Here is a 26,088-nt window from a genome sequence, read left to right on the forward strand (position 1 = left end):
CGACGCCGCTTGAGCGAATATCCTGCAAGTGGCAGGCCGATTTTATGACCCAGAACAAAAAATTTTGATGACCATGGCGCCGTTCGACGGTTTTTGCTGAACTTGCGCGGATACGGCAGACTAAATGGCTGAATACCCCTCGAACCCTTCACCCAGGGCACACACCCCATGACCCGTTCCCCCCTGCGCCGCCTGATTTTCGGCGGCCTGCGTCGCCTGTTGTACCTGTGGGTGCGCTCTGAAACCATCAACCAGTCGTCCCTCAGCCTCGAGCTCGATCGCAGCCGCCCGGTGTTCTATGCCCTGCCCTCTCCGGCCTTGACCGACCTGGTGGTGCTGGACCATGAATGCACCAAGGCCGGGCTGCCACGCCCGGTGCTGCCGGTGGCCGTCGGCGAGTTGCATGAACCCGCCGCGTTCTTCTACCTCACCCCCGAACCCGACTGGCTCGGGCGCCATGACAAAAGCGGCGCACCGCCCACGCTGGAGCGGCTGGTCGCGGCAGTCAGCCAACACGCCGAAGAGGACGCGCAGATCATTCCCGTCAGCGTGTTCTGGGGGCAGACACCAGCCAGCGAGTCGAGCCCGTGGAAGCTGCTGTTCGCCGACAGCTGGGCCGTGACCGGGCGCCTGCGCCGGCTGCTGACAGTGCTGATTCTGGGGCGCAAGACACGGGTGCAGTTCTCCGCCCCCATCCACCTGCGCGAACTGGTAGAGCAGAACAAAGGCCACGAGCGAACCGTACGCCTGGCCCAGCGCCTGATGCGCGTGCATTTTCGCAACCTGCGCACTGCCGTCATCGGGCCGGACATCTCGCACCGGCGCAACCTGGTCAAAGGTTTGGTCCATGCGCCCCTGGTGCGCCAGGCCATCGCCGAGCAAGCCCAGCGCGAGAACATCCCGCAGGCCAAGGCGGAAGCCCAGGCACTGCGTTACGGCAATGAAATCGCCTCGGACTACACCTACACCGCCATACGCTTCCTTGAGGTGGTACTCAGCTGGTTCTGGCACAAGATCTATGACGGCATCAAGGTCAACCATATCGAGCAGGTGCAAGGCATCGCGCCGGGTCATGAGGTGATCTACGTGCCCTGCCACCGCAGCCACATCGACTACCTGCTGTTGTCGTACCTGTTGTTCCGCAACGGCCTGACGCCGCCCCACGTCGCCGCCGGCATCAACCTGAACATGCCCGTGGTCGGCAACCTGCTGCGCCGGGGCGGCGCGTTCTTCATGCGCCGCACGTTCAAGGGCAACCCGCTGTACACCGCCGTGTTCAACGAGTACCTGCATACGCTCTATACCAAGGGCTTCCCGGTGGAGTACTTCGTCGAAGGCGGGCGCTCACGCACCGGGCGCATGCTGCAGCCCCGCACCGGCATGCTGGCCATTACCTTGCGCAGCTTTCTGCGGTCATCCCGTACACCGATCGTGTTCGTCCCGGTGTACATCGGCTATGAACGCGTGCTCGAGGGCCGCACGTACCTGGGCGAGCTGCGCGGCGCCAGCAAGAAAAAAGAGTCGATATTCGACATCTTCAAGGTGTTCGGCGCACTCCGTCAGCGCTTCGGCCAGGTATCGGTAAACTTCGGCGAACCTATCAAGCTGGCAGGTTTTCTGGACGAGCAGCAGCCCGGCTGGCGCGAACAGGACCATGCGCCGCAGTTCCGCCCGGCCTGGCTCAACGAAACCACCACCCGCCTGGGCGAAACCGTGGCCAGGCACCTGAACGGCGCGGCGGCCATCAACCCGGTCAACCTGGTGGCGCTGGCGCTGCTGTCTACCAGCCGCCTGGCGCTGGACGAGCGGGCGCTGGTTCGCGTGCTCGACCTGTACCTGGCACTGCTGCGCCAGGTGCCCTACTCGCCCCATACCACGCTGCCCGAGGGCGATGGCCAGGCCCTGATCGAGCACGTGCGCGGCATGGACCTGGTGGCCGAGCAGAAGGACGCACTGGGCCGCATCCTTTACCTGGACGAGGGCAACGCGGTACTGATGACGTATTACCGCAACAACGTGCTGCATATTTTTGCCCTGCCGGCCCTGCTGGCAAGCTTCTTCCTCAGCAACTCACGGATGAACCGCGAGCTGTTGGGCCAGTATGTGCACGCGCTGTACCCCTACCTGCAGGCCGAGCTGTTCTTGCGCTGGTCGCCTGGACAGCTGGACGAGGCGATTGACCAGTGGCTTGCGGCGCTGGTGGAGCAAGGCCTGCTGCGCCAGGACAATGACGTGTACATACGCCCGTCGCCCAGCTCGCGACAGTTCGTCTTGCTGACCCTGCTGGCGCGCAGCATCACCCAGACCCTGCAGCGCTTCTACATGGCCACTTCGCTGCTGCTCAACAGCGGCCAGCACAGCTTGAGCGCCGAAGCCCTGGAAGACCTGTGCGTGATGATGGCCCAGCGGCTGTCGATTCTGCATGGCCTGAACGCGCCGGAGTTTTTCGACAAGACGCTGTTCCGCCATTTCATCCAGACCCTTGTCACGCAAGGCGTGCTGCGCGCCGATGGGCAAGGCAAACTGGGCTATCACGACAAGCTGGGCGACGTGGCCGAAGCGGTGGCCAAGCGCGTGCTATCGGCCGAACTGCGCCTTTCGATCCGCCAGGTGGCACTGCACCGCGATGACGGCTTGAGCACCTCGGCGCTGTGAACATTCATTCTCTGTGTAAGGAAAGCCCCCTATGTTGCGTACCCCACTGCGTCTAACCACCCTGTGCGCCGGCCTGCTGCTGTCGGCCAGCGCCCTGGCGCTGTCTTTGTCCGACCTGAGCCAGAAGGACGCCACCGGCGGCCTCAAGGATGCGCTCACCCAAGGGGCGCAGTTGGCCGTCAAGCAGCTCAGCGCACCCGGCGGTTTCAACAACAACCCCGATGTGCGCATCGAACTGCCCGGCAACCTGGGCAAGGCGGCCAAGGCCATGAAGATGTTCGGCAAGGGCGAGCAGGTCGAGGCCCTGGAAACCAGCATGAACAAGGCCGCCGAGGCCGCCGTGCCACAGGCGCAGGCAATTCTGGTCAACGCGGTGAAGAACATGACCGTGACCGACGCCAAAGGCATCCTCAGCGGCAGTGAAGACGCTGCCACTCAGTACTTGAACAAAAGCAGCCGCGAGCAGATCCGTGCCAAGTTCCTGCCCATCGTCAAGCAAGCCACCGACCAGGTGGGTGTGGTCCAGCAGTACAACGCCTTCGCTGCTCAGGCGAAAGGCCTGGGCCTGGTAAAAAACGACCCCAATATCGAAAGCTACGTGACGGAAAAGGCACTGGACGGCCTGTTCGAGATGATCGGCAAGCAAGAGCAGAGCATCCGCCAGAACCCTGCACAGGCGGCCACCAGCCTAGCCAAGAAGGTGTTTGGCGCACTGTGATTCCGAAGTGTCGGGGCTGCCTTGCAGCCCCTTCGTCGCAGCGCTTCGTCACCACGAACTGCAGCGATGTTGCCTAGTCGCTTTTCCTGACCCTGAACCACGCCGCATACAGCGCTGGCAGAAACAGCAAGGTCAAGGCAGTAGCCACAATCAGCCCCCCCATGATCGCCACCGCCATCGGCCCGTAGAACACGCTGCGCGACAACGGGATCATCGCCAACACGGCCGCCAGCGCAGTCAGCACAATGGGGCGGAAACGTCGCACCGTGGCCTCGATGATTGCTTGCCAACGGCCAAGGCCTGCGGCGATGTCCTGCTCTATCTGGTCCACCAGAATCACCGAATTGCGCATGATCATCCCCGCCAGGGCAATGGTGCCGAGCATGGCGACGAAGCCGAATGGCTGGCGGAACACCAGCAGGAACAGGGTTACCCCGATCAACCCAAGCGGCGCAGTGAGAAACACCATGACCGTGCGCGAGAAACTGCGCAGCTGGATCATCAACAGGCTCAGCACCACCACCACGAACAACGGCATACCCGCGTTCACCGACTTTTGCCCACGCTCGGCATCCTCGACCGTGCCGCCCACCTCCAGCAGGTAACCCTCCGGCAAGCTGGCCCGGATGCCCTGCAACGTCGGCTCGATCTGCTTCACCAGGGTCGCGGGTTGCTGCTTGTCGTAGATATCGGCACGCACGGTGACCGTCGGCAAGCGGTTGCGGTGCCAGATGATGCCTTCCTCGAAGCCATAGGCCAGGGTGGCCACCTGTGACAGCGCCACGCTGTGGCCATTTTCAGTGGGCAAGGCCAGGCTGGCCAGATTGCCCAGCTCGCCACGCTCCTGCGCGGTACCGCGCAACAGGATCTCGATCAGTTCGTTGTCCTCGCGGTACTGGCTGACCGTGGTACCGGTCAGCGAGCTTCGCAAGAAGCTGGACAGCTGCGCAGTGCTCACACCCAGTGCCCGCGCGCGGTCCTGATCGATCTCCAGGAACACCGCCTTGCTGGGCTCTTCCCAATCAAGGTGCACATTGACCACATGGGGGTTTTCGCGCACCTTCTCGGCCACCTGCCGTGCCAGCTCGCGCGCGGTCTCGATATGCTCGCCGGTGACCCGAAACTGCACCGGGTAGCCCACAGGCGGGCCGTTTTCCAGGCGCGTGACCCGGGCGCGCACGTCCGGGAACTGCTGGTCCACAGTGTCGATCAGCCAGTTGCGCAGGCGCTCGCGGGCCTCCATCGATTCGGCCAGCACCACGAACTGGGCAAAGCTGGGCGCCGGCAGCTGCTGATCCAGCGGCAGGTAGAAGCGCGGCGAGCCGGTGCCCACGTAAGCCACGTAATTGTCGATGCCCTGCTGCTGGCGCAGCAGCGCTTCGAGTTGCCTCACCTTCTCGGCGGTGTTGGCCAGGGACGCCCCCTCGGCCAGCTTCAGGTCTACCATCAGTTCTGGGCGGCCCGATGCGGGGAAGAACTGCTGCGGCACGAAACGGAACAGCAGGATGCTTCCGGCAAAGGCGGCAAGGGTCAGCAGGATCACTGTCTTGCGCCGGCGCACGCACCACTCCACCACCCGCCTGACCCGCCGATAGAAGGGTGTGGCGTAGGGGTCGGGCGCAAAACCATCCTCGCCATGGCGCGCTTCACGCTGCCTGGCCAGGTCCGGCAGCAGGCGCTCCCCCAGATACGGTACGAACACCACGGCTGCTACCCACGAAGCCAGCAGGGCGATGGTGACCACCTGGAAGATCGAACGGGTGTACTCGCCAGTACTGGAGGCGGCCGTCGCAATGGGCAGAAAACCCGCCGCCGTGATCAGTGTGCCGGTGAGCATCGGGAACGCGGTGCTGGTCCAGGCATAGCTGGCGGCCTTGAGGCGGTCGTAGCCCTGCTCCATCTTGATCGCCATCATTTCCACGGCAATGATCGCATCGTCCACCAGCAGCCCCAACGCCAATACCAGCGCGCCCAGGGATATTTTGTGCAAGCCGATGCCGAAGTAGTACATGGCAGCGAAGGTCATGGCCAGCACCAGCGGGATGGCCAGGGCCACTACCAGCCCGGTACGCAGCCCCAGTGAGAAGAAACTGACCAGCAGCACGATGACCAATGCCTCGATCAGCACCTGGACGAATTCGCCTACACCGGCTTTCACCGCCGCAGGCTGATCGGAAACCTTGCGCAGTTCCATGCCCGCCGGCAGGCTGCGCGCCAGCCGCTCGAACTCGCTTTCCAGGGCCTTGCCCAGCACCAGGATGTCACCGCCGTCCTTCATCGACACCGCCAGGCCAATGGCATCCTCACCCATGAAGCGCATACGCGGCGCGGGGGGGTCGTTGAAGCCACGGTGCACCTCGGCCACATCGCCAATGCGCAGGGTGCGGTCACCCACGCGCAGGGGGAACTGGCGGATTTGCTCGACGCTGTCAAAACGCCCACTCACACGTAATTGCAAGCGTTCGCTGGGCGTTTCGAAGAAGCCTGCGGTGCTGACTGCGTTTTGCTCCTGCAGGGCCTGTTGCACGGCCTGCAGGGGTATGCCCAACGTTGCCAGTTTTAGGTTGGACAGTTCGATCCAGACCTTTTCGTCCTGCAGGCCGAGCAGCTCGACCTTACCCACATCCTTCACCCGCTGCAGCTGAATCTGGATGCGGTCGGCATAGTCCTTGAGCACCGCATAATCGAACCCTTCACCGGTCAGTGCGTAGATATTGCCGAAGGTGGTACCGAACTCGTCATTGAAAAACGGCCCTTGGATTTCCGGTGGCAGGGTGTGGCGAATATCCGCGACCTTCTTGCGGATCTGGTACCACAGCTCGGGGATGTCCTTGGAATGCAGCGAGTCCCGCGCCATGAAGGTGACCTGTGACTCACCGGGGCGCGAGAACGAGACGATCCGCTCGTACTCGCCTGTTTCCATCAGCTTCTTCTCGATGCGCTCGGTGACTTGCCGCGAGACCTCTTCGGCGGTCGCGCCCGGCCACAGGGTACGGATGACCATGGCCTTGAAGGTAAAGGGCGGATCTTCACTTTGCCCCAGTTTGGTGTAGGACAGCGCGCCGATCGCGGCCAGCAGAATCATCAGGAACAGCACGATCTGGCGGTTGCGCAACGCCCAGGCAGACAGGTTGAACCCCATGGGGACTTACTCCTTGACCGTCAGGTTCACAACCCGGTTATTACGGTCCACCGGGCGAACCTGCTGGCCCTCGCGCAGTACATGACCACCCGCTGCCACCACCCAGTCACTCGCCGCAAGCCCCGCCAGTACCGGCACGCTTTCTGACCCGTAGGGCCCCAGCTGCACCACGGCGCGCTCCAGCCGGCTTTCGCTGTTCACCCGCCAGACGTAGGCCTGGCCGTTTTCTGCGGTAACGGCTGACAGCGGCACCGACAATGGCACCTGCCCTGGATGGGCGATGAACACCCTGGCGCTCTGGCCCAGTTCGGCGGGCACAGCAGCGGAGGTGAAAGCGATGCGCGCGGCGAAGGTGCGCGAGCGGGCATCGGCCGAAGGCGACAGCTCCCGGATGCGCCCAGCAAAGCGCTGGCCGGGGTTCGACCACAGCTCCACGCTGACCGGCTGGCCCACCTTCAGCCGGGCGAACTGCTGCTCAGGCAGGGCGATGGCCACTTCACGCTCACCGTCAGCGGCCAGGGTGAAGACGGTCTGGCCTGCAGCGACCACCTGGCCAACTTCCACCTGACGCCGGGCCACAACCCCCGCCTGGGGGGCGCGCAGCACGGCGTAGTCCGCCTGGTTGCCGGCCACATCGACTTCGGCCTTGGCCTGCTTTAGGCGGGCAAGGCCGGCGCGGTAGAGGTTTTCCGCATTGTCGTATTGGGAATGGCTGATCATCTGCCGGTCCAGCAATTTCTGATAACGGTCACGCTCGGTGCGCACCAGCGCCAGGTTGGCTTCGGCCCCGGCTAATTGGGCACGGTTGGCTTCCAGTTGCAGGCGTACGTCTTGGGGGTCGAGCTCGGCCAGCGGCTGGTCGGCCTTGACCCGCTGCCCCTCCTCCACCAGCCGGCGGCTGACCTTGCCGCCGATGCGAAAGGCCAGCGCAGGCTCCAGCCGGGCCCTGACTTCGCCAGGGTAGCTGTCGGCTGCCGCTTCAGCCGGCTGCGGCTGGGTGACCAGTGCCGGGCGCACTGCGGGTGGCGGGGCGGGTTCCTGGCTGCACGCGGCAAGCAGCAGCAAGGCAACGGGCATGGCGAGGGGGATGGCATGGCGCAGCATCTGGAATCCTTTCGCGGCGTGCAGGATCGAATATTTGTACTGGCGAGTATATTAAATCAGCGGATGTTCACCGGGAAGAGGCAGGGAGGTTTTTTGAACGAACGGGATGAGTGGGCTGTCGGCCCCTCAGACGTATTAAGATAGGCAACTTTTCAGCAGATGCAGACCACCATGTCCAATGACGCACCCACCGGCCCAGGTCGCCCCAAGGACCTGGCCAAGCGCGAGGCGATCCTCGAGGCGGCCAAGGCGCTGTTCCTCAGCCTTGGTTACGCCAGCACCAGCATGGATGCGGTGGCTGCGGCAGCAGGCGTTTCGAAGCTTACGGTCTATAGCCATTTCACCGACAAGCAGACCTTGTTCACGTCCGCCGTTATGGCTACCTGCCAGGTACAACTGCCCGACCAGTTGTTTGACTACCCCGAGGGCGCACGTGTAGACGATGTGCTACTGACGATCGGCCGCGGCTTCCAGGCGCTGATCAGCAGTGACGAAGCGGTCAAACTCAGCCGCCTGATCGTGGCCCAAGGCAGCCTGGACCCGAGCTTTGGCCAGTATTTCTATGAGGCCGGGCCCAAACGGGTATTGGCGGAGATGGAAGCGCTGCTGCGGCGCATACACGAACGCGGGTTGCTGCACATCGACAACCCCATGCATGCAGCAGAACACTTCTTTTGCCTGATCAAAGGTGCGCCGGATTACCGATTACTGCTGGGCTGCTCAGGCCCCTTGGATACTGATGAGGCCGAGGCACATGTACGCGGGGTGGTGGGCTTGTTCCTGCGGGCGTATCGGCCTGAAAGCTGACGCGAGCCCCCCCCTGTCATGGTCAGGCCTTCAAGGCCTTTCTTGGATAAATATCATACCGGCTGGACTTGCCCTCAAGGCTGTGGCTTGGTTTTGGCCCCTCAATGATGGGCGCCTTGCGCGGCCTCTTCACCACCACCCGGTGGCTGGCCAGCGCCAAGGCGGCTTCAAGCAGGGCCGGGGCGTCCAGGTCGTCACCAACCAATGGCCGGAACACGCGCATTTCCTTCTTCACCAGCGCGCTCTTGTCGCGGTGCGGGAACATGGGGTCGAGGTAGATCACCTGTGGCGGCTCGCCTTCCCAGCCGCGCATGCGCTCGATGGCGTTGCCCGTCAGCAGGCGCATGCGCGCTACAATCGGCCCCACCTCTTCATCCCGCTGCGCCCGCGCCAGGCCATCTTCCAGTAACGCGGCGATCAGTGGCTGGCGCTCGATCAGGGTCATCCGGCAGCCAAGGCTGGCCAGCACGAACGCATCCTTGCCCAGGCCGGCAGTGGCATCCAGTACCTGCGGCCGTATGCCCTGGGCAATGCCTACGGCCTTGGCGATCATCTGCCCGTTGCCGCCGCCGAACTGGCGCCGATGGGCGGCCTGGCCCTCGACAAAGTCCACCCGCACCGGGCCGGGCGCCTGGGGCCCCAACTGCTGGATCTGCAAGCCGTCGGCCCCGACCTGCACCGCAAATTCGGCCTCATCCTGCTGCAGCGGCAGGCCCAGGCGCTCGGCCCACACCTGGGCCTGCTCGGAGTATTCGCCAGCCATTGCCTCGACCCTGATCACCACACTTTGCTCTTGCATCGTCCACACCTGAAAAAACCAACGCTACCCTTAATGAACCGGCCACCACGGCCGATACAGGCAATATCCCGCTATTCTGCCAGAGCACAACGCGCGCGGCTGCCATGTCAGAAACTCTTCCCATCGGCTTGACCTATTTGTCGCCCGTCGGCAACTACAGTCAGCACAACACCCAGGCACTCGGGGGCGTCAGCCACCTGTGGCAGGATTTCTTTGCCCGGGCCATGGCCGAACAGCAAGCGCTGCCGGTTGATGGCTTCAGCCAGGCGCTGGAACAGCACGACGAGGACAGTGGAGAACCTGTGGGGGGTGCCCGTGCCCTGGCCCTGATCGATGCCCAGCGCGCCTGCCCGGTGCTAGACACTGTAGTGGCACCGCCAGAGCCGTTGTTCCTGCCCAAGGCCGAACTGGAAGCCAAGCTGTTGCCACCTGCACCCGAGCCCTACAGCGCTATCGACGTGATCGAGCAGCAGCGCCAGCTGGACATGGACAACAGCTGGTTGCGCCCGGTGGTCATGAGCCAGGGCCACCCTGTTGCCGAGCCCGGCCCGGGGCCTGCACCGCGCCCGCTGTTCCTGCCCATCGCCGAATTCGAAACGCATCTGCTGGACCCGGCACCCGAGCCCTACGACGAATCCACCCTGGCGATTCAGCAGAGCGACCTGGCGTTCGATATCCACTGGGCGCGCCCTGTGGTGCTCAACAACGTTCGCGCCCACGCCTGAGGCTAGCGGCAGATCTGCCAGCGGCCCATGTCTACATGGAAATGGTTACGGTGCGCCACGTTGTACTCCGGGCCCAGCACCGTGCTGAACTGCTCACAGGCAGCCTGTTGCACCTCGCGCAAGAACGCTGCCTTCTGCCCGCCCGCCTGCCAGTCACGGGCCAGCACGATGCGCTGGCCATCCTGCAGGCGAAAGCCGCTGATATCGAAGGCGTTAGCCGTGGCATGCTGGCTCAGCCTGCCTTCCTTGCGGTGGTAAACGTTACGGCAGGCAAAGCTGCCCAAGTGGTCGACCTGCGCCACGGGTTGGCCCAGTACCCGCTGCGCGACCGGTTGCAAGCCATGGCGCTCGAACAGCGCATAAGCCACTGCCAAAGGGCATGTGGCCAGAAAGCTGCTGCTCAGCCGCGCTTCCCCACCCTCGATACGCCAAACGTTGCGCAAGGGGCAGTTGGCCGACGCGGGGCTGTCGGCCTGGGCACGGTAGCGCAACTGGCTGGTTTCCAGCGCCTGGCGGCACAGTACAGGGTCATCGCGCAGGCGCGACAGTTTGTAGGCGGTCAGCAAATTGGGCGGCTGGCGCACATCCAGCGGTGCCAAAGGGTTCCACTGGGCCGGCAGGCGCCAGCCCAGTTGCCAGGCCAGGGCTGCCAGCAATAGCCCACCGGCCAGCAACCCCAGCAACAGGCGCATCAGCGGCGGAACAGGTCGTTGAGCTGATCGAACGGCAACGCGTGTTCGCCGTAGCCGAACGTGCCCTGCTCACGAATCTCCATCGCTGCGCGGTGCAAGGCCCCGAAGGCCGCCCGGGCCATGGACGAGCCTACGCTGATGCGGCGTACCCCCAGGTCCTGCAATTGGTTGACGCTCAGCGACACGCCGCTCATGCCCATCAGCACGTTGACAGGCCGCGGCGCCAAAGCCTGCACCACCGCTCGTACTTCCTCGGCGGTACGCAGGCCCGGGGCATAGAGCACATCGGCCCCAGCCTCGGCATAGGCTTGCAGGCGCAGGATGGTGTCATCCAGGTCTTGGCGCCCGTGCAGCAGGTTTTCAGCACGGGCACACAGGGTGAACGGGAACGGCAACCCGCGAGCCACCTGAACAGCGGCGCGCACCCGCTCGACCGCCAGCCCCATGTCGTAGATGGGCGACGCCTGCTGGCCACTGGCATCCTCGATGGAACCCCCCACCAAGCCGGCCTCGGCGGCACGCTGGATGGCCAGGGCACAGGCTTCGGGCAGGTCACCGAAGCCGTTCTCCAGGTCGGCAGCCACCGGCAACGGGGTGGCATCAACGATCTCGCCGGCGTTATCCAGCACCTCATCCAGGCCAAGCGCCCCCTCTGCGTCGGGCCGCCCAAGGCTGAAGGCCAAGCCTGCACTGGTGGTGGCCAGCGCCTCGAAACCCAGACTTGCCAACAGCCTGGCCGAGCCTGCGTCCCAGGGGTTGGGCATGACGAAGGCGCCCTCGCGCTCATGCAGGGCCTTGAAGGCTTCGGCTCGCAGGGTTTGCACATCCATGGTTACACTCCGGCAGTCAGAAAGGGTCAGAGTAGACCCAGTTGTTCGACCTCAGGCGCGCGTGGCAATTCCGGCAGTGCCGCCAGCCCTGGCAGGCGCTGCATCAGCCGTTGATGAAAACGCTGCGCCAGCGCCGCCGCCAGGCGGTTGTCCGAGGTGTGCAGGAAGATGTATGGGCTGCGCCCTTCTTCGATCCAGGCGCCAACCTTTTCCACCCACGGCGTCAGGAAGGGCTCATTGGCCTCCAGTTGCGGGTGGCCGATGAAGCGCACCTGGGGATGCTGGCTGAAGGCTGCCGGGCGCGGCGGTACCTTGGGCTTCTTGGCCTGGGCATGCAGCACCGCGGGGTCGCGGGAGGTGCAGCTGAACAAGGCTCGCGGGTCCAGGCATACGCGCTCCACGCCGCAGGCATGCAGCAACCGGTTGAGCGCGCGTTCTTCCTCGCCTTTCGCGAAAAACGCGGGGTGGCGCACCTCCACCGCCACGGGCACACCGATCTGCTGCAGAAACTGGTCCAGTTCCGCCAGCCGCGCTGGGCCGAAGGACGCCTGCAACTGCAGCCAGTACGGTGCAACGCGACGCCCCAGCGGGGCCATCAGGCGGGTGAAGTCGAACGCAGGCTCCAGCTGATCACGCAGGTCACCCTCGTGGCTGATGTCCCGTGGGAACTTGGCTGTGAAACGGAAATGTTCTGGCATCACCTGGGCCCAACGGGCAACAGTCGCGGGCGCAGGCCTGGCATAGAACGTGGTGTTGCCCTCAACGGCGTTGAATACCTGGCTGTACAGGCCGAGCATCTCGTTGCTGCTGGCATCGGCAGGGTACAGGTACTCACGCCAGGCGCTTTCGCTCCACGACGGGCAACCCAGGTAGTAAGGCAGTGGGGACGGAATCATCCGTCAAATGTACAGGTCCAGCCCCAGCACTTCCATGTCCCAATCGGTGAAACCGGCAGTACTCAGGTAGCTGGCCAGCGCCGTGGCGGTGCGCCTGTCACGGGCGCGGGGGAATACCATGTCCTGCTGGCGGGCAGGCAATGCAGAACGACGGCGGGGGGTGGGCTCTTGGGCAAGTTGCTCCTCAACCACTTCCGCATCATCCACGGATGCTTCGCGCACCCCAGCCTTGCGCGGCGGGCGCTTGATTGGGTAGGACTGCGAGGAGAAACCGTCGATACGCATGGGAGAGCACTCAGGGCCAGTGATGGCAATCTAGCAGCATCGGGCACTTGTTACTAATGCCCGATTGATAACTTGACCACATTTCGAGCAAAGAGTTATAGCGCTATCGGTAATAACCGACGAGTAGCATCAGGCCTTCTTGGGCGTCGCCACATTGTCGCGCAGGTACACCGGTTGCGCCTGGTCAGCTGCAATGGCCTCCCCACGCGCCCAGGCGAAGCTGGCCAGGCTCAGCACGTCTTGCGCGCTGGGCAAGGCAGTGGCGTTGCTGGCCTGCACAGGCACAGCCAGCCGGTCGGCATAACCCCACCCGGTCCCGGCGCCGAACCATTGGCCGGTGCTGCCCTCAGGCAATGCCACCTGCTCGGGCGGCAATACCGCTTCGGCGCCCACCAGGCGCATTTCACCTGCGGTGGCCTGGTAGCAGCCCCAGTACACTTCATCCATGCGCGCGTCGATGGCGGCCGCCACCTGTTGCGCGCCCTGCTCGCGCAGGGCCCCCTGGGCAAGGGCAGCGAGGTTGGACACCGGCAGCACCGGGCGCTCGAGTGCGAAGGCCAGGCCCTGCACCACGCCGATGGCAATGCGCACACCGGTAAAGGCACCCGGGCCACGGCCAAAGGCGATGGCATCCAGCGCGCCAAGCGCCACACCGGACTCGGCCAGCAGCTGCTTGATCATCGGCAGCAGCTTTTGCGCGTGCATGCGGGGGATGACTTCGTAGTGGCTGGTTACCTTGCCGTCATGCAGCAGCGCAACGGAACAGGCTTCGGTGGCGGTATCCAGGGCCAACAGGGTGGTCATCGAACGGGTATCCAGGTGCTTGGGAGAACGCAGCAGTATAAAGCAGCGGCAATGGGCGGGGAACGTTATGGTGAGGGTGGGCGCACGGGGCGCCCAACCTGACCGGCTCAGCTCAGCGCGGTCAGCACCTTGGCAGTGATTGCCTCGACCGAACCTACGCCCTCAATGTGGCTGTACTTCGGCTTGCCGGCGTTTTCCTGGGACAGCTTCTGGTAGAACTCCACCAGCGGCTTGGTCTGGCTGTGGTAGACCGACAGACGATGGCGCACCGTCTCTTCCTTGTCGTCGTCGCGCTGGATCAGGTCCTCGCCCGTCACATCGTCCTTGCCTTCCACTTTCGGCGGGTTGTACTGGATGTGATAGGTGCGGCCCGACGCCAGGTGCACACGGCGGCCAGCCATGCGGCCAACGATCTCTTCGTCATCCACGGCGATTTCGACTACGGCGTCGATGGCCACGCCGGCTTTGACCATGGCCTCGGCCTGCGGGATGGTGCGCGGGAAGCCGTCGAACAGGCAGCCGTTGGCGCAGTCAGGCTGGGCGATGCGCTCCTTGACCAGGTTGATGATCAGTTCATCGGACACCAGTTGGCCCGCATCCATGACTTTTTTCAGTTCCAGGCCCAGTGGGGTGCCCGCCTTGACGGCGGCACGCAGCATGTCACCGGTGGAAATCTGCGGAATACCGAACTTTTCGGTGATGAACTTTGCCTGAGTACCTTTACCGGCCCCGGGAGCTCCCAGCAGAATTACGCGCATCTTGTGCTCCTCAAATTTTTTTATGGAATTCAATGGATTCGGCGACCAGGGCCAAGTCCGGAAATATCGGTATGGCCATAAAGCGGCCAGAGGGCTGCTCAAGATACACAGCGCCCGGCAGCCAGACAAGCGTCCCAAAGTTGCAGGAATGCGCCACTTGAGGCCAACCCTGCAGGCGGTTGCGCCCGTCGCAACCCGGCTGCCAGCACCCGCGCACAAGGTGCAGCAATGTGCGCGTGGGCAATCCCCCTACAGCCTCAACCGGTGTTGCGCAGCCCCGCTGCAATCCCCGCCACTGTAACCAGCAAGGCCTGCTCCAACGGGCTGTCCAGCGCGGCTTCGCGGGCGCGCGAGCGCGCCAGCAGCTCGGCCTGCAGCCGGTGCAGCGGGTCCAGGTAGGTGTTGCGCAGGCTGATGAATTCGAGGGTTTCCGGGCTGTGTGCCAGTAGCACCGGCTGCCCGGTCAGGGCCAGTACCACCTGGCACGACTGCGACAATAGGTCGCGCAAATGTGCACCTAAAGGAAGCAATTCAGGTTGCACCAGACGTTCGTCGTAGGCCTCGGCGATCTGCGCATCGGCCTTGGCCAGCACCATCTCGAGCATGTCGATGCGGGTGCGGAAAAACGGCCATTGCTCACGCATCTGCGCCAGCATCGCTCCTTGTCCGCTGGCCAGCGCATTGTTCAGGGCGGTTTCCCAGCCCAGCCATGCCGGCAGCATCAGGCGTGTCTGGGTCCACCCGAAAATCCACGGAATGGCCCGCAGGCTTTCGATACCGCCGGCGCGGCGTTTGGCCGGGCGGCTGCCCAGCGGCAGGCGGCCCAGCTCCTGCTCTGGGGTGGACTGACGGAAATACTCGACGAAGTCCGGCGTCTCGCGTACCACCGCCCGGTAGGCCTTGACGCCGTCGGCGGCCAACTGGTCCATCACCTCGCGCCAGGCGGGTTGCGGCGGCGGCGGAGGCAGCAGGGTCGCCTCCAGCACCGCGGCCAGGTACAGGTTGAGGTTCTGCTCGGCGATGCCCGGCAGGCCGAATTTGAAACGGATCATCTCCCCTTGCTCGGTAGTACGGAACCGGCCGGCGACCGAGCCAGGCGGCTGCGACAGGATGGCGGCGTGTGCAGGGCCACCACCGCGCCCTACCGTGCCGCCTCGGCCATGGAACAGCAGCAGCTCAACCTCATGCTCGGCGCAGATGCGCACCAGGCTTTCCTGGGCGCGGTACTGCGCCCAGGCGGCGGCCGTGGTGCCAGCATCCTTGGCTGAATCGGAATAACCGATCATCACTTCCTGTGGGCCGTGCAGGCTGTCACGGTAACTGGGCAGCCCCAGCAGGCGCTGCATCACCGGGCCGGCGTTGTCCAGGTCCGCCAGGGTTTCGAACAGCGGCACCACACGCATTGGGCGGGTCAGGCCGGCTTCCTTGAGCAGCAGTTGCACGGCCAGCACATCAGAGGCTGCGCCAGCCATCGAGATCACGTAAGACCCCAGCGAAGCGCCTGGCGCGGCTGCGATCTCCCGGCAAGTGGCAAGCACTTCGGCGGTGTCATCCTCTGGCGTGAAATGCCCGGGCAGCAACGGCCGGCGATTTTTCAGTTCATCCTGCAGGAAGCTAATGCGCTGCTCTTCGTCCCAGTCCGCATAACGCCCAAGGCCGAGATACTCAGTGATTTCACTCAAGGCATCGCGGTGGCGGGCAGCGTCCTGACGCACGTCCAGGCGTACCAGGAACAGACCAAAGGTAACGGCCCGGCGCAGGCAATCCAGCAGCGGGCCATCGGCAATCACCCCCATGCCGCATTCGTTCAGGGAGTCGTAGCACAGTTGCAAGGGCGCAATGAGGTCACGGTTATCAACCAGTACCTCGGCGCCGGGCGGTTGGCTGCCCGTAAGAGCAGCATGTGCCCAGGCGCGCGTGGCCCGCAGGCGGTCGCGCAGTTGCTTGAGCAGTGCACGGTAAGGTTCAGCGCTGTCCCCGACACGCTCGCGCAAGGCATTGCTGGCCTGCTGCATGGACAACTGCGCTGCCAGCGCGTCGATGTCGCGCAAGAACAGGTCGGCGGCCATCCAGCGGGCCAGTAGCAGCACTTCGCGGGTAACCGCTGCAGTGACATTGGGGTTGCCATCTCGGTCACCGCCCATCCACGACGCAAAGCGGATTGGCGCGGCGTCGAGCGGCAGGCGCAGGCCAGTGGCATCGTGCAAGGCCTTGTCAACCTTGCGCAGGTGACTGGGAATTGCCTGCCAGAGCGAATGCTCGATGACGGCAAAGCCCCACTTCGCTTCATCGACCGGTGTAGGGCGTGTGCGGCGGATTTCTTCGGTGTGCCAGGCCTCGGCAATCAGCCGGCGCACCCGTTCACGCACCTGTTCGGCCTCCTGAGGGGTCAGGTCACGGTGGTCTTGAGCAGCCAGTTGCCCGGCAATGGCGTCGTATTTCTGGATGAGGGTGCGGCGCGCCACCTCGGTAGGGTGCGCGGTCAGCACCAGCTGGATATCCAGCGCAGCAACCTCGTCGGCCAAGGCCTGGTTGCCATGGCCAGCGTGTTTCAGACGGGCCAGCAACTCTGGCAGCACCCTCGCCTCGAAGGGTTCGGGCTGGTCGCCAGCACGACGGCGGATCAGCTGGTACTGCTCGGCCATGTTGGCCAGGTTCAGAAACTGGTTGAAGGCCCTGGCAACCGGCAGCAGGTCATCCTCTGCCAGATCACCGAGGGTTGAACTGAGCTGTTCGCCCGCGCTGCGGCGATCAGCCTTGGCGCTGTGACGAATGGCTTCGATCTTCTGCAAAAACGCTTCGCCATGCTGCTGGCGAATGGTCTCACCCAGCAGCTCGCCCAGCACATGGACATCTTCACGCAAACGCACATCGATATCGGTCATTGGCCCTCTCTGTGGCGCAGCTCAGGCGCCTTGCATCCCTGGTAAGGCTTCGCGCACTGCCGGTGACGGCCGTGGTTGCATCAAGAGTGCCTACAGCCAGGGCGCAAAGGCAAGCCACCTTCGGCCAAAGCAAACTAAAGTGAAGCCACGACACTCCCATGCACTGCATGCCTTTTAACAGGCGTTACCAGAGGCCACCATGAAAATACGTGAACTCGCCCAGCACTGGGAACAAAATGCCGCCGGCGCCCTCAGCCGCACAGAACATGTATTGCACCTGGACCTGGAGTCCGAAGCGCGTCTGGCCGCATTGATCGACATGTACCCCAAACGCACCGCCGAGGAACTGCTCGGCGAACTGGTGGCTGCGGCCCTTGAAGAACTGGAAGCCAGCTTTCCTTACGTGCAGGGCCACCAGGTGATCGCCACCGATGAGGAAGGCGACCCCCTCTATGAGGATGTGGGCCCTACCCCCAGGTTTCTGGCGCTCTCACGCCATCATCTGCACGCACGCGCCAAACCTGGCGACGGCGAACAATGACGCAGCCCCTTGTACCGGAAATTGGCGAGCGCACCCGCCTAGGCGGGACTTGCCCGGGCCTGGGCACTGACCAACCAGTCAGAAATTGTTGGCCAACCTAGGGAGATTTTTCTGAACTATTCGAAAAATGTTCCAGTCGGAGCCAATAGCCATCACGCTAAAACCCTGCACACCGGTACTTGTGCGTCATTCAGCTGAAGCGTACGGAAACGGTTGGGGGGGATGAGCGATGGACTGCTACGGACATCGTCATTATCAGGAGTGATCCAATGGAGCTGACCACCATGAAAACCCGCACTTTCAAACCGTCATCCTCTCACGTGCGCGGGTTCAAGCTGGCCGCGCTGGCCCTGGGCAGTAGCCTGGTCCTGGCCGGCTGTGCAGGCAACCCGCCAACCGAGCAGTACGCGGTAACCCAGTCCGCCGTGAACTCTGCCGTGAGCGCAGGGGGCACCGAGTACGCTGCTGTCGAAATGAAAGCAGCACAGGACAAGTTCAAGCAGGCCGAAATCGCCATGCATGACAAGAAGTACGACGAAGCCAAGCGTCTGGCCGAGCAGGCCGAATGGGACGCTCGCCTCGCCGAACGCAAGGCCCAGGCGGCCAAGGCCCAGAAGGCCGTGCAGGATGCCCGCCAGGGCGTTCAGGACGTACGTGAGGAAGGCCTGCGCAGCGCTCAGTGAGCCCTGCCCCGCCAACCCTAGCCTTCGTATTCGATCAAAGGATGAACACTATGCGCAAACACGTCATGATTCCCGCTCTTCTGGCCCTCAGCGTTGGTCTGGCAGCCTGCTCCCACGACCCGAACGCCAACCTGGAAGCGGCACGTACCAACTTCTCGTCGCTGCAGAGCGATCCGCAAGCCAGCAAAGTGGCAGCCCTTGAAACCAAGGATGCCCAGGACTGGCTGAACAAGGCCGACAAGGCCTACATGGACCGTGAAGACGACAAGAAGGTCGACCAGCTGGCCTACCTGACCAACCAGCGCGTCGAAGTGGCCAAGCAGACCATCGCCCTGCGCACCGCAGAAGGTGACCTGAAAAACGCCGCTGCCCAGCGCGCCCAGGCCAAACTGGACGCCCGTGACGCCCAGATCGCCAAGCTGCAGCAGAGCCTGAACGCCAAGCAAACCGACCGTGGCACCCTGGTGACCTTCGGCGACGTGCTGTTCGACTTCAACAAGGCCGAGCTGAAAAGCAACGCTTACCCGAACATCACCAAGCTGGCCCAGTTCCTTCAGGAAAACCCTGAGCGCAAGGTGATTGTAGAGGGCTACACCGACAGCGTCGGTTCGGCCAACTACAACCAGTCGCTGTCCGAGCGCCGCGCTGGCAGCGTGCGCATGGCACTGGTTCGCGCAGGCGTAGACCCGGCTCGCATCGTGTCGCAGGGCTATGGCAAGGAGTACCCGGTAGCGGATAACTCCAGCAACTCTGGCCGTGCCCAGAACCGTCGCGTGGAAGTCACCATCTCCAACGACAACCAGCCGGTAGCACCGCGCTCGTCGATGCGCTAACACGCGTTCGGCTGCAACACAATGAGCCGCTTTGCGGCTCTTCGCGGGCAAGCCCGCTCCTACAGTGATTACACAATCCTGTGCGAGCGGGCTTTCCTGCGAATGGCTACAGCGCAGCTTAGGTAAATTTCAATTCAGGCTTATTGCACCTGCTGAGGCGTCTCTTCGCCCATGCACCTCACCGCGCGTTTGCGGTTATCCACCAGTACACCCGTCAGGCCCTTCTGCTGGGTATCGAACAGCACCAGCACGCCATCTACGCACTGCGCTACCTGCAGCGCCGGCTCCAGGGAGACCTTGTAGTCTTCGCCGGGTACGGTCTTGAGCATGGTGAAATCCTGCAGCAACAAGGCATCCTGCGGTTTGGCAAAGTGCAGGTAACCGTAGTACCACAAGGCCCCAACCGTCACGATGATCGTGCCAACGCCGGTAAGGATCAGCGGTATGGCGTTGCGTTCTTCACTCATTGCGGGGCCTTCTCGTCAGGGGAATTCGGTAGCTCGGCCAGCCGCCTCAGGCTGCTGAAGTGGCTGGGGTCATCCAGAAAACGCAGCATCACTTCGCGCCAGGTGGGGTCGGCGAACGTTTGCACGTGCCCGCCCCGGGTCAGCTGCAACACCCGCGGTGGCGGCGCGTGCTGGTACAGGCGGATCACATTGTCCATCGGCACCAGGTCATCGTCGATGCTGTGGAAGAACAGCTTGGGCGGGCTGGTCAGCTGCTCGATGGCGTTGATCGCGCTGTCGCTGTCCGGCACCAGCCACGACAATGGCACCTGCAACGGCCAGGTCATCCAGGACGTGCTCAACGCGTAGCGGCCCACCGCGCGGTAGCTCGCCGGCACGCCGTCGAACACCAGTGCACTGAAGCGTTGGCGCTGCTCGGGGTGCGCGGCCAGGTAGTGAATGGCCATGGCGCCGCCAAGGCTCTGGCCGAGCAGCACCAACGGCTTGCCCTTGACCTCCGGCGCCTGGTCGAGCCAGGCCATGGCAGCAGCGATGTCCTGGTACACCTCGGGCAACCGGGGTTTGCCTTCCGACAAGCCGTAACCGCGGTAGTCGATCAGCAACACCTGGTAACCCTGCTCCGGCAGCCAGTAACTGCCCCCCAGGTGCCCGGGCAGGTTGCCGCCGTTGCCGTGCAGGTGCAGCACCGTGCCTTTGACCGGCACACCCGCTTTGGCAGGCAGCCACCAACTGTGCAACCGCACACCGTCGGCCGCAACCAGTGTGACATCCTGGTACGCAAGCTTGGCACGCTCCGGGGTGAATGCCTGGCCACGCTCGGGATAGAACAGCAGGCTGCTGCAGCCGTTCAGGGCCAGCATGGCGATGACCACGGCAAGCAGGCGGCGCACGCTACAGAATGTTGGCGTAGTCGGTTTCAATACGGTCCAGGCTCAGGTGGTTGAGGAAGTTGGAAAAGCACATCCAGGCCGACAACGCGTTAAGGTCGCGGAATTGCTCCGGCAGGTACTTGGGAGGTTCCACCAGGCCTTCCTCCACCAGCTGACGCAAGGTGCGCATGTCTTCGAGGGTAGTCTTGCCGCAGAACAGCAACGGGATCTGTTCCAGCTTGCCCTTCTTCACGGCCAACTGAATGTAGTTGTAAACCATGATGAAGCCCTTGAGGTAGGACAAGTCCTTGGTGAATGGCAGCCCATCCGGCACCGAGCCACGGAACACCCGGCTGGCGTTGCTGTAGCTCTGCGCCATGTCGAAGCCCTGCTCATGGAAGAAGCGGTACACCTGCATGAAGTCGGCGCCCTCCTCAACCATATGGATGGCCCGGGTGCGGTTGGTGAGCTTGCGCAGGCGGCTGGGGTAGGACGCGAAGGCGATCACCTCCATCAAAATGGCCAGGCCCTCCTGGGTCACCGTCGAAGAAGGCGGGCCCTTGGCCAGGAAGGTGCAGATGGGCTGGTTCAGGCCGTTGAGCGTTGTGCCCACATGCACCAGCCCCTCATGCACTTCCAGCGCTCGCACGTCACGGGCATTGAACATGGCGTCGGCGCGCACCTTGATGTAGTCGGCGCCCGCTGCGGCGTCGGCGACGATGCCATCGGACTCGAATACCCGGATGGTGCTTTCGGCCTCACCAAACACGGTGTTCAAGCGCCGCTGCAAAATGGCCACGGCTTCCTTGGCGGTCAGGTTCTTGGGTTCGTCCTTGAGGTCGCCACGGCCATCGATGTTGTTCAGGTAGTCCGAGAGCATCAGGCCGAGGTCGGCCAAGGTCGGGTCGCCGGCGTGGAACACATCGGACGCCGCGCCGTACAACTCCTGGGAAATCAGCCCGAAGTCCTCGGTGCCACGGGCTTCGAGCATCCGCACCACCATGCGGTACTCGCGGCACATGCGCTTCATGATCTGCCCTACCGGGCTGAACTGGCCGAGCTGACGGATGATGTCACGCTCGATGGCCTGGAACTCTGCCTTGACCGCGCTAGAGTCAAAGCCCAGCGGCCGCGCGTGGTAGTAGGCACGGTCAACGGCTGGGGGCTCCTTGCCCTTGGCTTCGAAGAACCCCTGGCGGATGCCGTCGTCCCACTTCACCGCATCCAGCACCCGGATGGGGGTTTGTGCCGCGACGATGCGGTCGGACAGGGTACGTATGGTTTGTTGGTATTCGTCCAACGGGTACTCCTTCTGCGGGGCCGGGGGTGACACTGCTGGCAGGTGCGCGAGGCTTTAGCCGCGAAGAGGGCAACGCGTCACTTGCCGGATCGCTGGAACCGCGCGGCTTCCACGAACAGGTCGGAATTGGCGGGGTCCTCCAGGTAGGCAAGCACACGGGCCGGCGGGCTGTCGACCAACACACCCTCGCCATTATCCTGCGGCACTTCGGTGCTGTGGCCGCTCAGCTCCTTGCTGTCCACGGCCTGCTGAACCTGCTGGAGGTCCAGGTCATAGACCACCAATTGTTTGCCATCGACGATATCGAAGCCGCCGATGACGAAGTTGCCGCCCAGCGTTTGCGGCACACGGGCTGACAGGTACCAGCGGTTACCATGGCGCGACACGGTAAAGACGTACTCCTCGGGGGCCTTGCCCTTGGCTGTGGCCACCGCCTTGTAGGCATCCGCACCGCTGCGGCTGATCACCAGTTGCAATGGCTCACCCCAGGCATCCTTGCTTTGCCACTTGCCCAGCAGCCCTTTGGGCGCCGCCTGGTTACCAGGCAAAGGCTGTGGGAATGTCACCAGACAACCGCCCAGCATCAGGAATGACAGCGTCAACAGCACCACACGCCAGGCTTTCATCAGGTTCTCCTTGAGTGACGACCCATGCTCAGGCCGATGCCAGCACCAGTTGCAGGTATCGGGTAAGCATAGCGAGCATCTGCCCATCGGCTTGCGCATCAGCGCCCTTGAGCAGGCCCTGATATTCCATCTGCTCGATAATCGCCGTCAACATCTGCGCATCCTGTTCGGGCTGGCGCGAGCCGACAACCTGCAGCAGTTGCCGCGTTCCGTGCAGCAGGATTTGCTCGTGGGCGCGCACCAGCGCGGCCAGCCGGGGGCACAGCAGCGCCTCTTGGCGAAACCCCTGCTCAGCCATGAGAAAGTCACGCCGGTTGAGCAACTGGCGCTGCACGTAGTCAGCGGTCATGGCTGCCACTTCATTGGCCAGCCGGGCGCGTGCCTGCGGGCTGCCATCACCCTGGGCGAGCAACTGGCGCAGCACCACTTCGGTGTTGGCCCACAGCTTGGCCATGTAGGCGGCGCTGCGCTCGACATACTGGGCGAAAGAGTCGGCGAGCAGGTCTTCGATGTCCTTGAAATAGTAGGTCGTGGCCGACAGGGGCACACCGGCTTCTGCGGCGACGGCGCGATGACGCACGCCGCGCACGCCATCGCGCACCACGATGCGCATGGCAGCGTCGAGGATGCGCTGACGGCGCTGTTCGCTGCCCAGGCGGGCAGTTTTGCGTCCTTGGTATTGCACGCTCTCGGCGACGGCGGTGGCGATGCCGGCGGCGCCCTGGTCAGGCATGGCAGGTGTCACGGGATAACCTCGGGAACTGGGGTGTCGCAGACAATACCAAATGTTCGGTGGGAACATGCCGTTGGCTCGTCATAGAACGCAAATGGGGCCGCAAAGCGGCCCCAAATGACGTACCTGTGTGCAGCAGACTCAGCCCTGCGGGCGCATGTGCGGGAACAGGATCACGTCACGAATCGACGGCGAATTGGTCAGCAGCATCACCAGGCGGTCGATACCGATGCCCTCACCTGCAGTCGGCGGCATGCCGTACTCCAGCGCGCGTACGAAGTCAGCATCGTAGTGCATGGCTTCGTCGTCACCGGCGTCCTTTTCCGCCACCTGGGCCAGGAAGCGCTCGGCCTGGTCTTCGGCGTCGTTCAGCTCGGAGTAGGCGTTGGCAATCTCGCGGCCACCAATGAACAGCTCGAAGCGGTCGGTAACAGCGGGGTTCTGGTCGTTGCGACGTGCCAGCGGCGACACCTCGAACGGGTATTCGGTGATGAAGTGCGGCTGCTCCAGCTTGTGCTCAACCAACTCCTCGAAAATCATGACCTGCAATTTGCCCAGGCCTTCGTGGCCCAGCACTTTGGCACCCGCCTTCTTGGCGATGTCACGGGCGCGGTCTACGTCCTGCAAGTCTGCTGCAGTCAGCTCAGGGTTGTACTTGAGGATCGAGTCGAACACCGACAAGCGAACGAATGGCTCACCGAAGTGGAACACCTTGTCGCCGTACGGCACATCGGTACTGCCCAGAACCAGCTGCGCAAGCTCGCGGAACAGCTCTTCGGTGAGGTCCATGTTGTCGCGGTAGTCGGCATAGGCCTGGTAGAACTCGAGCATGGTGAACTCGGGGTTGTGCCGGGTCGAGACGCCTTCGTTGCGGAAGTTGCGGTTGATCTCGAAGACCTTCTCGAAGCCACCCACCACCAGGCGTTTGAGGTACAGCTCCGGCGCGATGCGCAGGAACATGGCCATGTCCAGGGCATTGTGGTGGGTTTCGAACGGCTTGGCGGCGGCACCGCCGGGGATGGTCTGCAGCATCGGCGTTTCCACCTCGAGGAAGTCACGCTCGATGAGGAACTTGCGAATGTGCGAGATCACCTGGGAACGCACACGGAAGGTGTGGCGGGTTTCCTCGTTGACCATCAAGTCGACATAGCGCTGGCGGTAGCGCTGCTCGGTGTCGGTGAGGCCGTGGTGCTTGTCTGGCAGCGGGCGCAGCGACTTGGTCAGCAGGCGCACGTTGGTCATTTCGACGTACAGGTCACCTTTGCCCGAGCGGGCCAGGGTACCCTCGGCGCTGATGATGTCGCCCAGGTCCCAGGTCTTGACCGCCGCCAGGGTTTCCTCAGGCAGGGTCTTGCGGTTGACGTAGACCTGGATACGGCCGGTCATGTCCTGGATAACCATGAACGAGCCGCGGTTGAGCATGATACGGCCAGCTACCTTGACCGGGATCGCGGCTGCTTCCAGCTCTTCCTTGGTCTTGTCCACGTACTGCTTCTGCAGGTCGTTGCAGTAGCTGTCGCGACGGAAGTCGTTGGGGAAGGCGTTGCCTTTGGCGCGCTCTGCGGCAAGTTTTTCCTTGCGCAGGGCGATCAGGGCGTTTTCTTCCTGTTGCAGGTCTTGCGATTCGGTCTTCAGGTCGCTCATGTCGTCAGTCTTTCCATCAGGTATTCGTTGCCCTTGTCGGGCAGGGCACGCGACCCCGGCCAGTGGCCGGGTATCGCGGCGGTGGTGTTCGGCTTACAGCCCCTGCTTGAGGCTGGCTTCGAGGTACTGGTCGAGGTCGCCATCGAGCACCTTCTGGCAGTCGCTGCGCTCGACACCGGTGCGCAAGTCCTTGATACGCGAGTCGTCCAGCACGTAGGAGCGGATCTGGTGCCCCCAGCCGATGTCCGACTTGCTGTCCTCGAGTGCTTGCGAGGCGGCGTTGCGCTTCTGCATCTCCAGCTCGTACAACTTGGCCCGCAGCATTTTCATGGCGGTGTCCTTGTTGGCGTGCTGGGAGCGTTCGTTCTGGCAGGCCACCACGGTATTGGTTGGCACGTGGGTGATACGCACCGCCGAGTCGGTGGTGTTCACGTGCTGCCCGCCGGCGCCGGAGGAGCGATAGGTGTCGACACGCAGGTCGGCCGGGTTGATTTCGATTTCAACCTTGTCGTCGATTTCCGGGGACACGAACACGGCCGAGAACGACGTATGGCGACGGGCGCCGGAGTCGAACGGGCTTTTGCGCACCAGGCGGTGCACGCCGATTTCGGTACGCAACCAGCCAAACGCGTATTCGCCCTTGATATGCACGGTGGCGCCCTTGATGCCCGCCACTTCACCTTCGGAGAGCTCGATGATGGTGGCGTCGAACCCGCGCTTGTCGGCCCAGCGCAGGTACATGCGCAGCAGGATGTTGGCCCAGTCCTGCGCCTCGGTACCGCCAGAACCGGCCTGGATGTCGAGGTAGGCGTTGTTCATGTCCATCTCGCCGCTGAACATGCGACGGAACTCAAGTTGCGCCAGGGATTCCTCCAGGGCCTGCAGCTCGGTCTCGACATCGCTCACGGCGCCTTCGTCACCCTCCTCGACGGCCATGTCGAGCAAGTCCTTGCAGTCGGACAGCCCGTTGGCCATCTTGTCCAGGGTTTCCACCACCTGGGCCAGCATGGCACGTTCGCGGCCCAGGGCCTGCGCGTACTCGGGTTTGTTCCAGACGTTGGGGTCTTCCAGCTCGCGGTTGACTTCGATCAGGCGGTCATGCTTGTGATCGTAGTCAAAGATACCCCCGAATGGACTGGGAACGCTCGGTGAGGTCCTTGATGGTGTTCAGGATCGGTTGGATTTCCATGGGCGGGCTACTCGTGCGAATTCGGTGAAAAGCCTGCGAGTATAACCGAGTATGCGGTTTGCCGTAACGGGGTAGCGGTGGTGGGCCAGGCGCCGCGGTTGCG

Annotated in this window: 24 protein-coding genes; 7 read left to right on the forward strand and 17 right to left on the reverse strand. The window is 63.5% G+C overall.

Features of this window, described 5'->3' with window-relative positions; all coding sequences use genetic code 11:
- The first annotated feature begins 168 nt into the window (after positions 1-168).
- Both plsB and IAE33_RS01570 read left to right on the forward strand, forming a co-directional pair.
- Positions 169-2,655 carry a glycerol-3-phosphate 1-O-acyltransferase PlsB gene (plsB, locus tag IAE33_RS01565; RefSeq protein ID WP_201161826.1) on the forward strand — a complete coding sequence of 829 codons (2,487 nt, stop codon included), beginning with the start codon at positions 169-171 and terminating at the stop codon, positions 2,653-2,655.
- 31 nt (positions 2,656-2,686) lie between these two features.
- A complete protein-coding gene (locus IAE33_RS01570; protein WP_201161827.1) occupies positions 2,687-3,373 on the forward strand; it encodes a DUF4197 domain-containing protein in 687 nt (228 codons plus the stop codon).
- Positions 3,374-3,446: 73 nt separating this feature from the next.
- Here the strand turns inward: IAE33_RS01570 and IAE33_RS01575 are convergent, their stop codons facing one another.
- Both IAE33_RS01575 and IAE33_RS01580 read right to left on the reverse strand, forming a co-directional pair.
- Positions 3,447-6,515, reverse strand: coding sequence for an efflux RND transporter permease subunit (locus tag IAE33_RS01575; protein ID WP_201161828.1), 3,069 nt, complete (start codon positions 6,513-6,515; stop codon positions 3,447-3,449).
- A 6-nt stretch (positions 6,516-6,521) separates the two neighbouring features.
- Entirely contained in the window at positions 6,522-7,619 is a 1,098-nt protein-coding gene (locus IAE33_RS01580) for an efflux RND transporter periplasmic adaptor subunit (protein WP_201161829.1), read from the reverse strand.
- 159 nt (positions 7,620-7,778) lie between these two features.
- Here IAE33_RS01580 and IAE33_RS01585 point away from each other — a divergent pair, with 159 nt between their 5' ends.
- Complete coding sequence (locus IAE33_RS01585) at positions 7,779-8,426, forward strand: TetR/AcrR family transcriptional regulator C-terminal domain-containing protein (RefSeq protein ID WP_201161830.1); 648 nt, start codon at positions 7,779-7,781, stop codon at positions 8,424-8,426.
- A 22-nt stretch (positions 8,427-8,448) separates the two neighbouring features.
- Here the strand turns inward: IAE33_RS01585 and IAE33_RS01590 are convergent, their stop codons facing one another.
- Positions 8,449-9,225 (reverse strand): class I SAM-dependent methyltransferase, encoded by a 777-nt coding sequence (locus IAE33_RS01590; RefSeq protein ID WP_201161831.1) that lies wholly within the window; start codon positions 9,223-9,225, stop codon positions 8,449-8,451.
- Positions 9,226-9,329: 104 nt separating this feature from the next.
- Between IAE33_RS01590 and IAE33_RS01595 the strand changes: the two genes are divergently transcribed.
- Complete coding sequence (locus IAE33_RS01595; RefSeq protein WP_201161832.1) at positions 9,330-9,950, forward strand: energy transducer TonB; 621 nt, start codon at positions 9,330-9,332, stop codon at positions 9,948-9,950.
- A gap of 2 nt (positions 9,951-9,952) precedes the next feature.
- Here IAE33_RS01595 and IAE33_RS01600 read toward each other — a convergent pair whose 3' ends face one another.
- The 7 genes from IAE33_RS01600 to ppc all read right to left on the reverse strand — a co-directional run bounded on the left by IAE33_RS01600 (position 9,953) and on the right by ppc (position 17,100).
- The gene (locus IAE33_RS01600; RefSeq protein WP_201161833.1) at positions 9,953-10,642 is read right to left on the reverse strand and encodes an extensin-like domain-containing protein; all 690 of its coding nucleotides are present in this window, start codon (positions 10,640-10,642) and stop codon (positions 9,953-9,955) included.
- Positions 10,642-11,472 (reverse strand): isocitrate lyase/PEP mutase family protein, encoded by an 831-nt coding sequence (locus IAE33_RS01605; protein ID WP_201161834.1) that lies wholly within the window; start codon positions 11,470-11,472, stop codon positions 10,642-10,644. Before IAE33_RS01605 ends, IAE33_RS01600 begins: the two co-directional genes overlap by 1 nt.
- Before the next feature lie 26 nt (positions 11,473-11,498).
- Positions 11,499-12,368, reverse strand: a complete 870-nt coding sequence (locus IAE33_RS01610; RefSeq protein ID WP_201161835.1) for a DUF72 domain-containing protein — start codon at positions 12,366-12,368, stop codon at positions 11,499-11,501.
- A 3-nt stretch (positions 12,369-12,371) separates the two neighbouring features.
- The gene (locus IAE33_RS01615) at positions 12,372-12,653 is read right to left on the reverse strand and encodes a hypothetical protein (protein ID WP_028634885.1); all 282 of its coding nucleotides are present in this window, start codon (positions 12,651-12,653) and stop codon (positions 12,372-12,374) included.
- A gap of 129 nt (positions 12,654-12,782) precedes the next feature.
- Positions 12,783-13,457 carry a tRNA (adenosine(37)-N6)-threonylcarbamoyltransferase complex dimerization subunit type 1 TsaB gene (tsaB, locus tag IAE33_RS01620; RefSeq protein ID WP_201161836.1) on the reverse strand — a complete coding sequence of 225 codons (675 nt, stop codon included), beginning with the start codon at positions 13,455-13,457 and terminating at the stop codon, positions 12,783-12,785.
- A 107-nt stretch (positions 13,458-13,564) separates the two neighbouring features.
- Complete coding sequence (gene adk, locus IAE33_RS01625; protein WP_201161837.1) at positions 13,565-14,215, reverse strand: adenylate kinase; 651 nt, start codon at positions 14,213-14,215, stop codon at positions 13,565-13,567.
- A 257-nt stretch (positions 14,216-14,472) separates the two neighbouring features.
- Entirely contained in the window at positions 14,473-17,100 is a 2,628-nt protein-coding gene (ppc, locus tag IAE33_RS01630; protein WP_201161838.1) for a phosphoenolpyruvate carboxylase, read from the reverse strand.
- A gap of 199 nt (positions 17,101-17,299) precedes the next feature.
- On the opposite strand from ppc, the gene IAE33_RS01635 reads away from it, so the two are divergent.
- From IAE33_RS01635 to IAE33_RS01645, 3 genes are all read left to right on the forward strand, one after another.
- Positions 17,300-17,641, forward strand: a complete 342-nt coding sequence (locus IAE33_RS01635; protein WP_201161839.1) for a pilin assembly protein — start codon at positions 17,300-17,302, stop codon at positions 17,639-17,641.
- Positions 17,642-17,910: 269 nt separating this feature from the next.
- A complete protein-coding gene (locus tag IAE33_RS01640) occupies positions 17,911-18,324 on the forward strand; it encodes a DUF4398 domain-containing protein (protein ID WP_201161840.1) in 414 nt (137 codons plus the stop codon).
- 50 nt (positions 18,325-18,374) lie between these two features.
- Entirely contained in the window at positions 18,375-19,157 is a 783-nt protein-coding gene (locus IAE33_RS01645) for an OmpA family protein (RefSeq protein ID WP_028634879.1), read from the forward strand.
- A 140-nt stretch (positions 19,158-19,297) separates the two neighbouring features.
- Here the strand turns inward: IAE33_RS01645 and IAE33_RS01650 are convergent, their stop codons facing one another.
- The 7 genes from IAE33_RS01650 to prfB all read right to left on the reverse strand — a co-directional run bounded on the left by IAE33_RS01650 (position 19,298) and on the right by prfB (position 25,985).
- On the reverse strand, positions 19,298-19,624 hold the full coding sequence (locus tag IAE33_RS01650) for a hypothetical protein (RefSeq protein ID WP_028634878.1): 327 nt from the start codon (positions 19,622-19,624) through the stop codon (positions 19,298-19,300).
- Entirely contained in the window at positions 19,621-20,544 is a 924-nt protein-coding gene (locus IAE33_RS01655) for an alpha/beta hydrolase (protein ID WP_201161841.1), read from the reverse strand. Before IAE33_RS01655 ends, IAE33_RS01650 begins: the two co-directional genes overlap by 4 nt.
- A complete protein-coding gene (locus IAE33_RS01660; RefSeq protein WP_028634876.1) occupies positions 20,516-21,793 on the reverse strand; it encodes a flavohemoglobin expression-modulating QEGLA motif protein in 1,278 nt (425 codons plus the stop codon). The genes IAE33_RS01655 and IAE33_RS01660 overlap by 29 nt, the downstream gene beginning before the upstream one ends.
- A gap of 77 nt (positions 21,794-21,870) precedes the next feature.
- Positions 21,871-22,419, reverse strand: a complete 549-nt coding sequence (locus IAE33_RS01665; RefSeq protein WP_201161842.1) for a hypothetical protein — start codon at positions 22,417-22,419, stop codon at positions 21,871-21,873.
- A 28-nt stretch (positions 22,420-22,447) separates the two neighbouring features.
- On the reverse strand, positions 22,448-23,152 hold the full coding sequence (locus IAE33_RS01670; protein ID WP_028634874.1) for a TetR/AcrR family transcriptional regulator: 705 nt from the start codon (positions 23,150-23,152) through the stop codon (positions 22,448-22,450).
- A 141-nt stretch (positions 23,153-23,293) separates the two neighbouring features.
- Positions 23,294-24,796, reverse strand: coding sequence for a lysine--tRNA ligase (gene lysS, locus IAE33_RS01675; protein WP_028634873.1), 1,503 nt, complete (start codon positions 24,794-24,796; stop codon positions 23,294-23,296).
- A 93-nt stretch (positions 24,797-24,889) separates the two neighbouring features.
- Positions 24,890-25,985, reverse strand: a protein-coding gene (gene prfB / locus IAE33_RS01680; RefSeq protein WP_154660095.1) for a peptide chain release factor 2 whose coding sequence is annotated in 2 segments (ribosomal slippage) — positions 24,890-25,912 and positions 25,914-25,985 — 1,095 coding nt in all. Because the reading frame shifts where the segments join, the coding sequence is not laid out codon by codon here.
- Positions 25,986-26,088: the final 103 nt, after the last annotated feature.

The organism is Pseudomonas sp. S60, from assembly GCF_016647865.1.
Taxonomy (GTDB): domain Bacteria; phylum Pseudomonadota; class Gammaproteobacteria; order Pseudomonadales; family Pseudomonadaceae; genus Aquipseudomonas; species Aquipseudomonas parafulva.

What these genes read in the sequence shown, in the direction of transcription:
- IAE33_RS01650 (WP_028634878.1), bottom strand. Translation starts at nt 19,624, where the DNA reads ATGAGTGAAGAACGCAACGCCATACCGCTGATCCTTACCGGCGTTGGC.
- IAE33_RS01610 (WP_201161835.1), bottom strand. Translation starts at nt 12,368, where the DNA reads ATGATTCCGTCCCCACTGCCTTACTACCTGGGTTGCCCGTCGTGGAGC.
- IAE33_RS01635 (WP_201161839.1), top strand. Translation starts at nt 17,300, where the DNA reads ATGAAAATACGTGAACTCGCCCAGCACTGGGAACAAAATGCCGCCGGC.
- IAE33_RS01590 (WP_201161831.1), bottom strand. Translation starts at nt 9,225, where the DNA reads ATGCAAGAGCAAAGTGTGGTGATCAGGGTCGAGGCAATGGCTGGCGAA.
- IAE33_RS01640 (WP_201161840.1), top strand. Translation starts at nt 17,911, where the DNA reads ATGGAGCTGACCACCATGAAAACCCGCACTTTCAAACCGTCATCCTCT.
- IAE33_RS01615 (WP_028634885.1), bottom strand. Translation starts at nt 12,653, where the DNA reads ATGCGTATCGACGGTTTCTCCTCGCAGTCCTACCCAATCAAGCGCCCG.
- IAE33_RS01580 (WP_201161829.1), bottom strand. Translation starts at nt 7,619, where the DNA reads ATGCTGCGCCATGCCATCCCCCTCGCCATGCCCGTTGCCTTGCTGCTG.
- IAE33_RS01605 (WP_201161834.1), bottom strand. Translation starts at nt 11,472, where the DNA reads ATGGATGTGCAAACCCTGCGAGCCGAAGCCTTCAAGGCCCTGCATGAG.
- lysS (WP_028634873.1), bottom strand. Translation starts at nt 24,796, where the DNA reads ATGAGCGACCTGAAGACCGAATCGCAAGACCTGCAACAGGAAGAAAAC.
- IAE33_RS01645 (WP_028634879.1), top strand. Translation starts at nt 18,375, where the DNA reads ATGCGCAAACACGTCATGATTCCCGCTCTTCTGGCCCTCAGCGTTGGT.
- adk (WP_201161837.1), bottom strand. Translation starts at nt 14,215, where the DNA reads ATGCGCGTAATTCTGCTGGGAGCTCCCGGGGCCGGTAAAGGTACTCAG.
- IAE33_RS01575 (WP_201161828.1), bottom strand. Translation starts at nt 6,515, where the DNA reads ATGGGGTTCAACCTGTCTGCCTGGGCGTTGCGCAACCGCCAGATCGTG.
- ppc (WP_201161838.1), bottom strand. Translation starts at nt 17,100, where the DNA reads ATGACCGATATCGATGTGCGTTTGCGTGAAGATGTCCATGTGCTGGGC.
- IAE33_RS01595 (WP_201161832.1), top strand. Translation starts at nt 9,330, where the DNA reads ATGTCAGAAACTCTTCCCATCGGCTTGACCTATTTGTCGCCCGTCGGC.
- IAE33_RS01670 (WP_028634874.1), bottom strand. Translation starts at nt 23,152, where the DNA reads ATGCCTGACCAGGGCGCCGCCGGCATCGCCACCGCCGTCGCCGAGAGC.
- IAE33_RS01665 (WP_201161842.1), bottom strand. Translation starts at nt 22,419, where the DNA reads ATGAAAGCCTGGCGTGTGGTGCTGTTGACGCTGTCATTCCTGATGCTG.
- plsB (WP_201161826.1), top strand. Translation starts at nt 169, where the DNA reads ATGACCCGTTCCCCCCTGCGCCGCCTGATTTTCGGCGGCCTGCGTCGC.
- IAE33_RS01570 (WP_201161827.1), top strand. Translation starts at nt 2,687, where the DNA reads ATGTTGCGTACCCCACTGCGTCTAACCACCCTGTGCGCCGGCCTGCTG.
- tsaB (WP_201161836.1), bottom strand. Translation starts at nt 13,457, where the DNA reads ATGACCACCCTGTTGGCCCTGGATACCGCCACCGAAGCCTGTTCCGTT.
- IAE33_RS01585 (WP_201161830.1), top strand. Translation starts at nt 7,779, where the DNA reads ATGCAGACCACCATGTCCAATGACGCACCCACCGGCCCAGGTCGCCCC.
- IAE33_RS01600 (WP_201161833.1), bottom strand. Translation starts at nt 10,642, where the DNA reads ATGCGCCTGTTGCTGGGGTTGCTGGCCGGTGGGCTATTGCTGGCAGCC.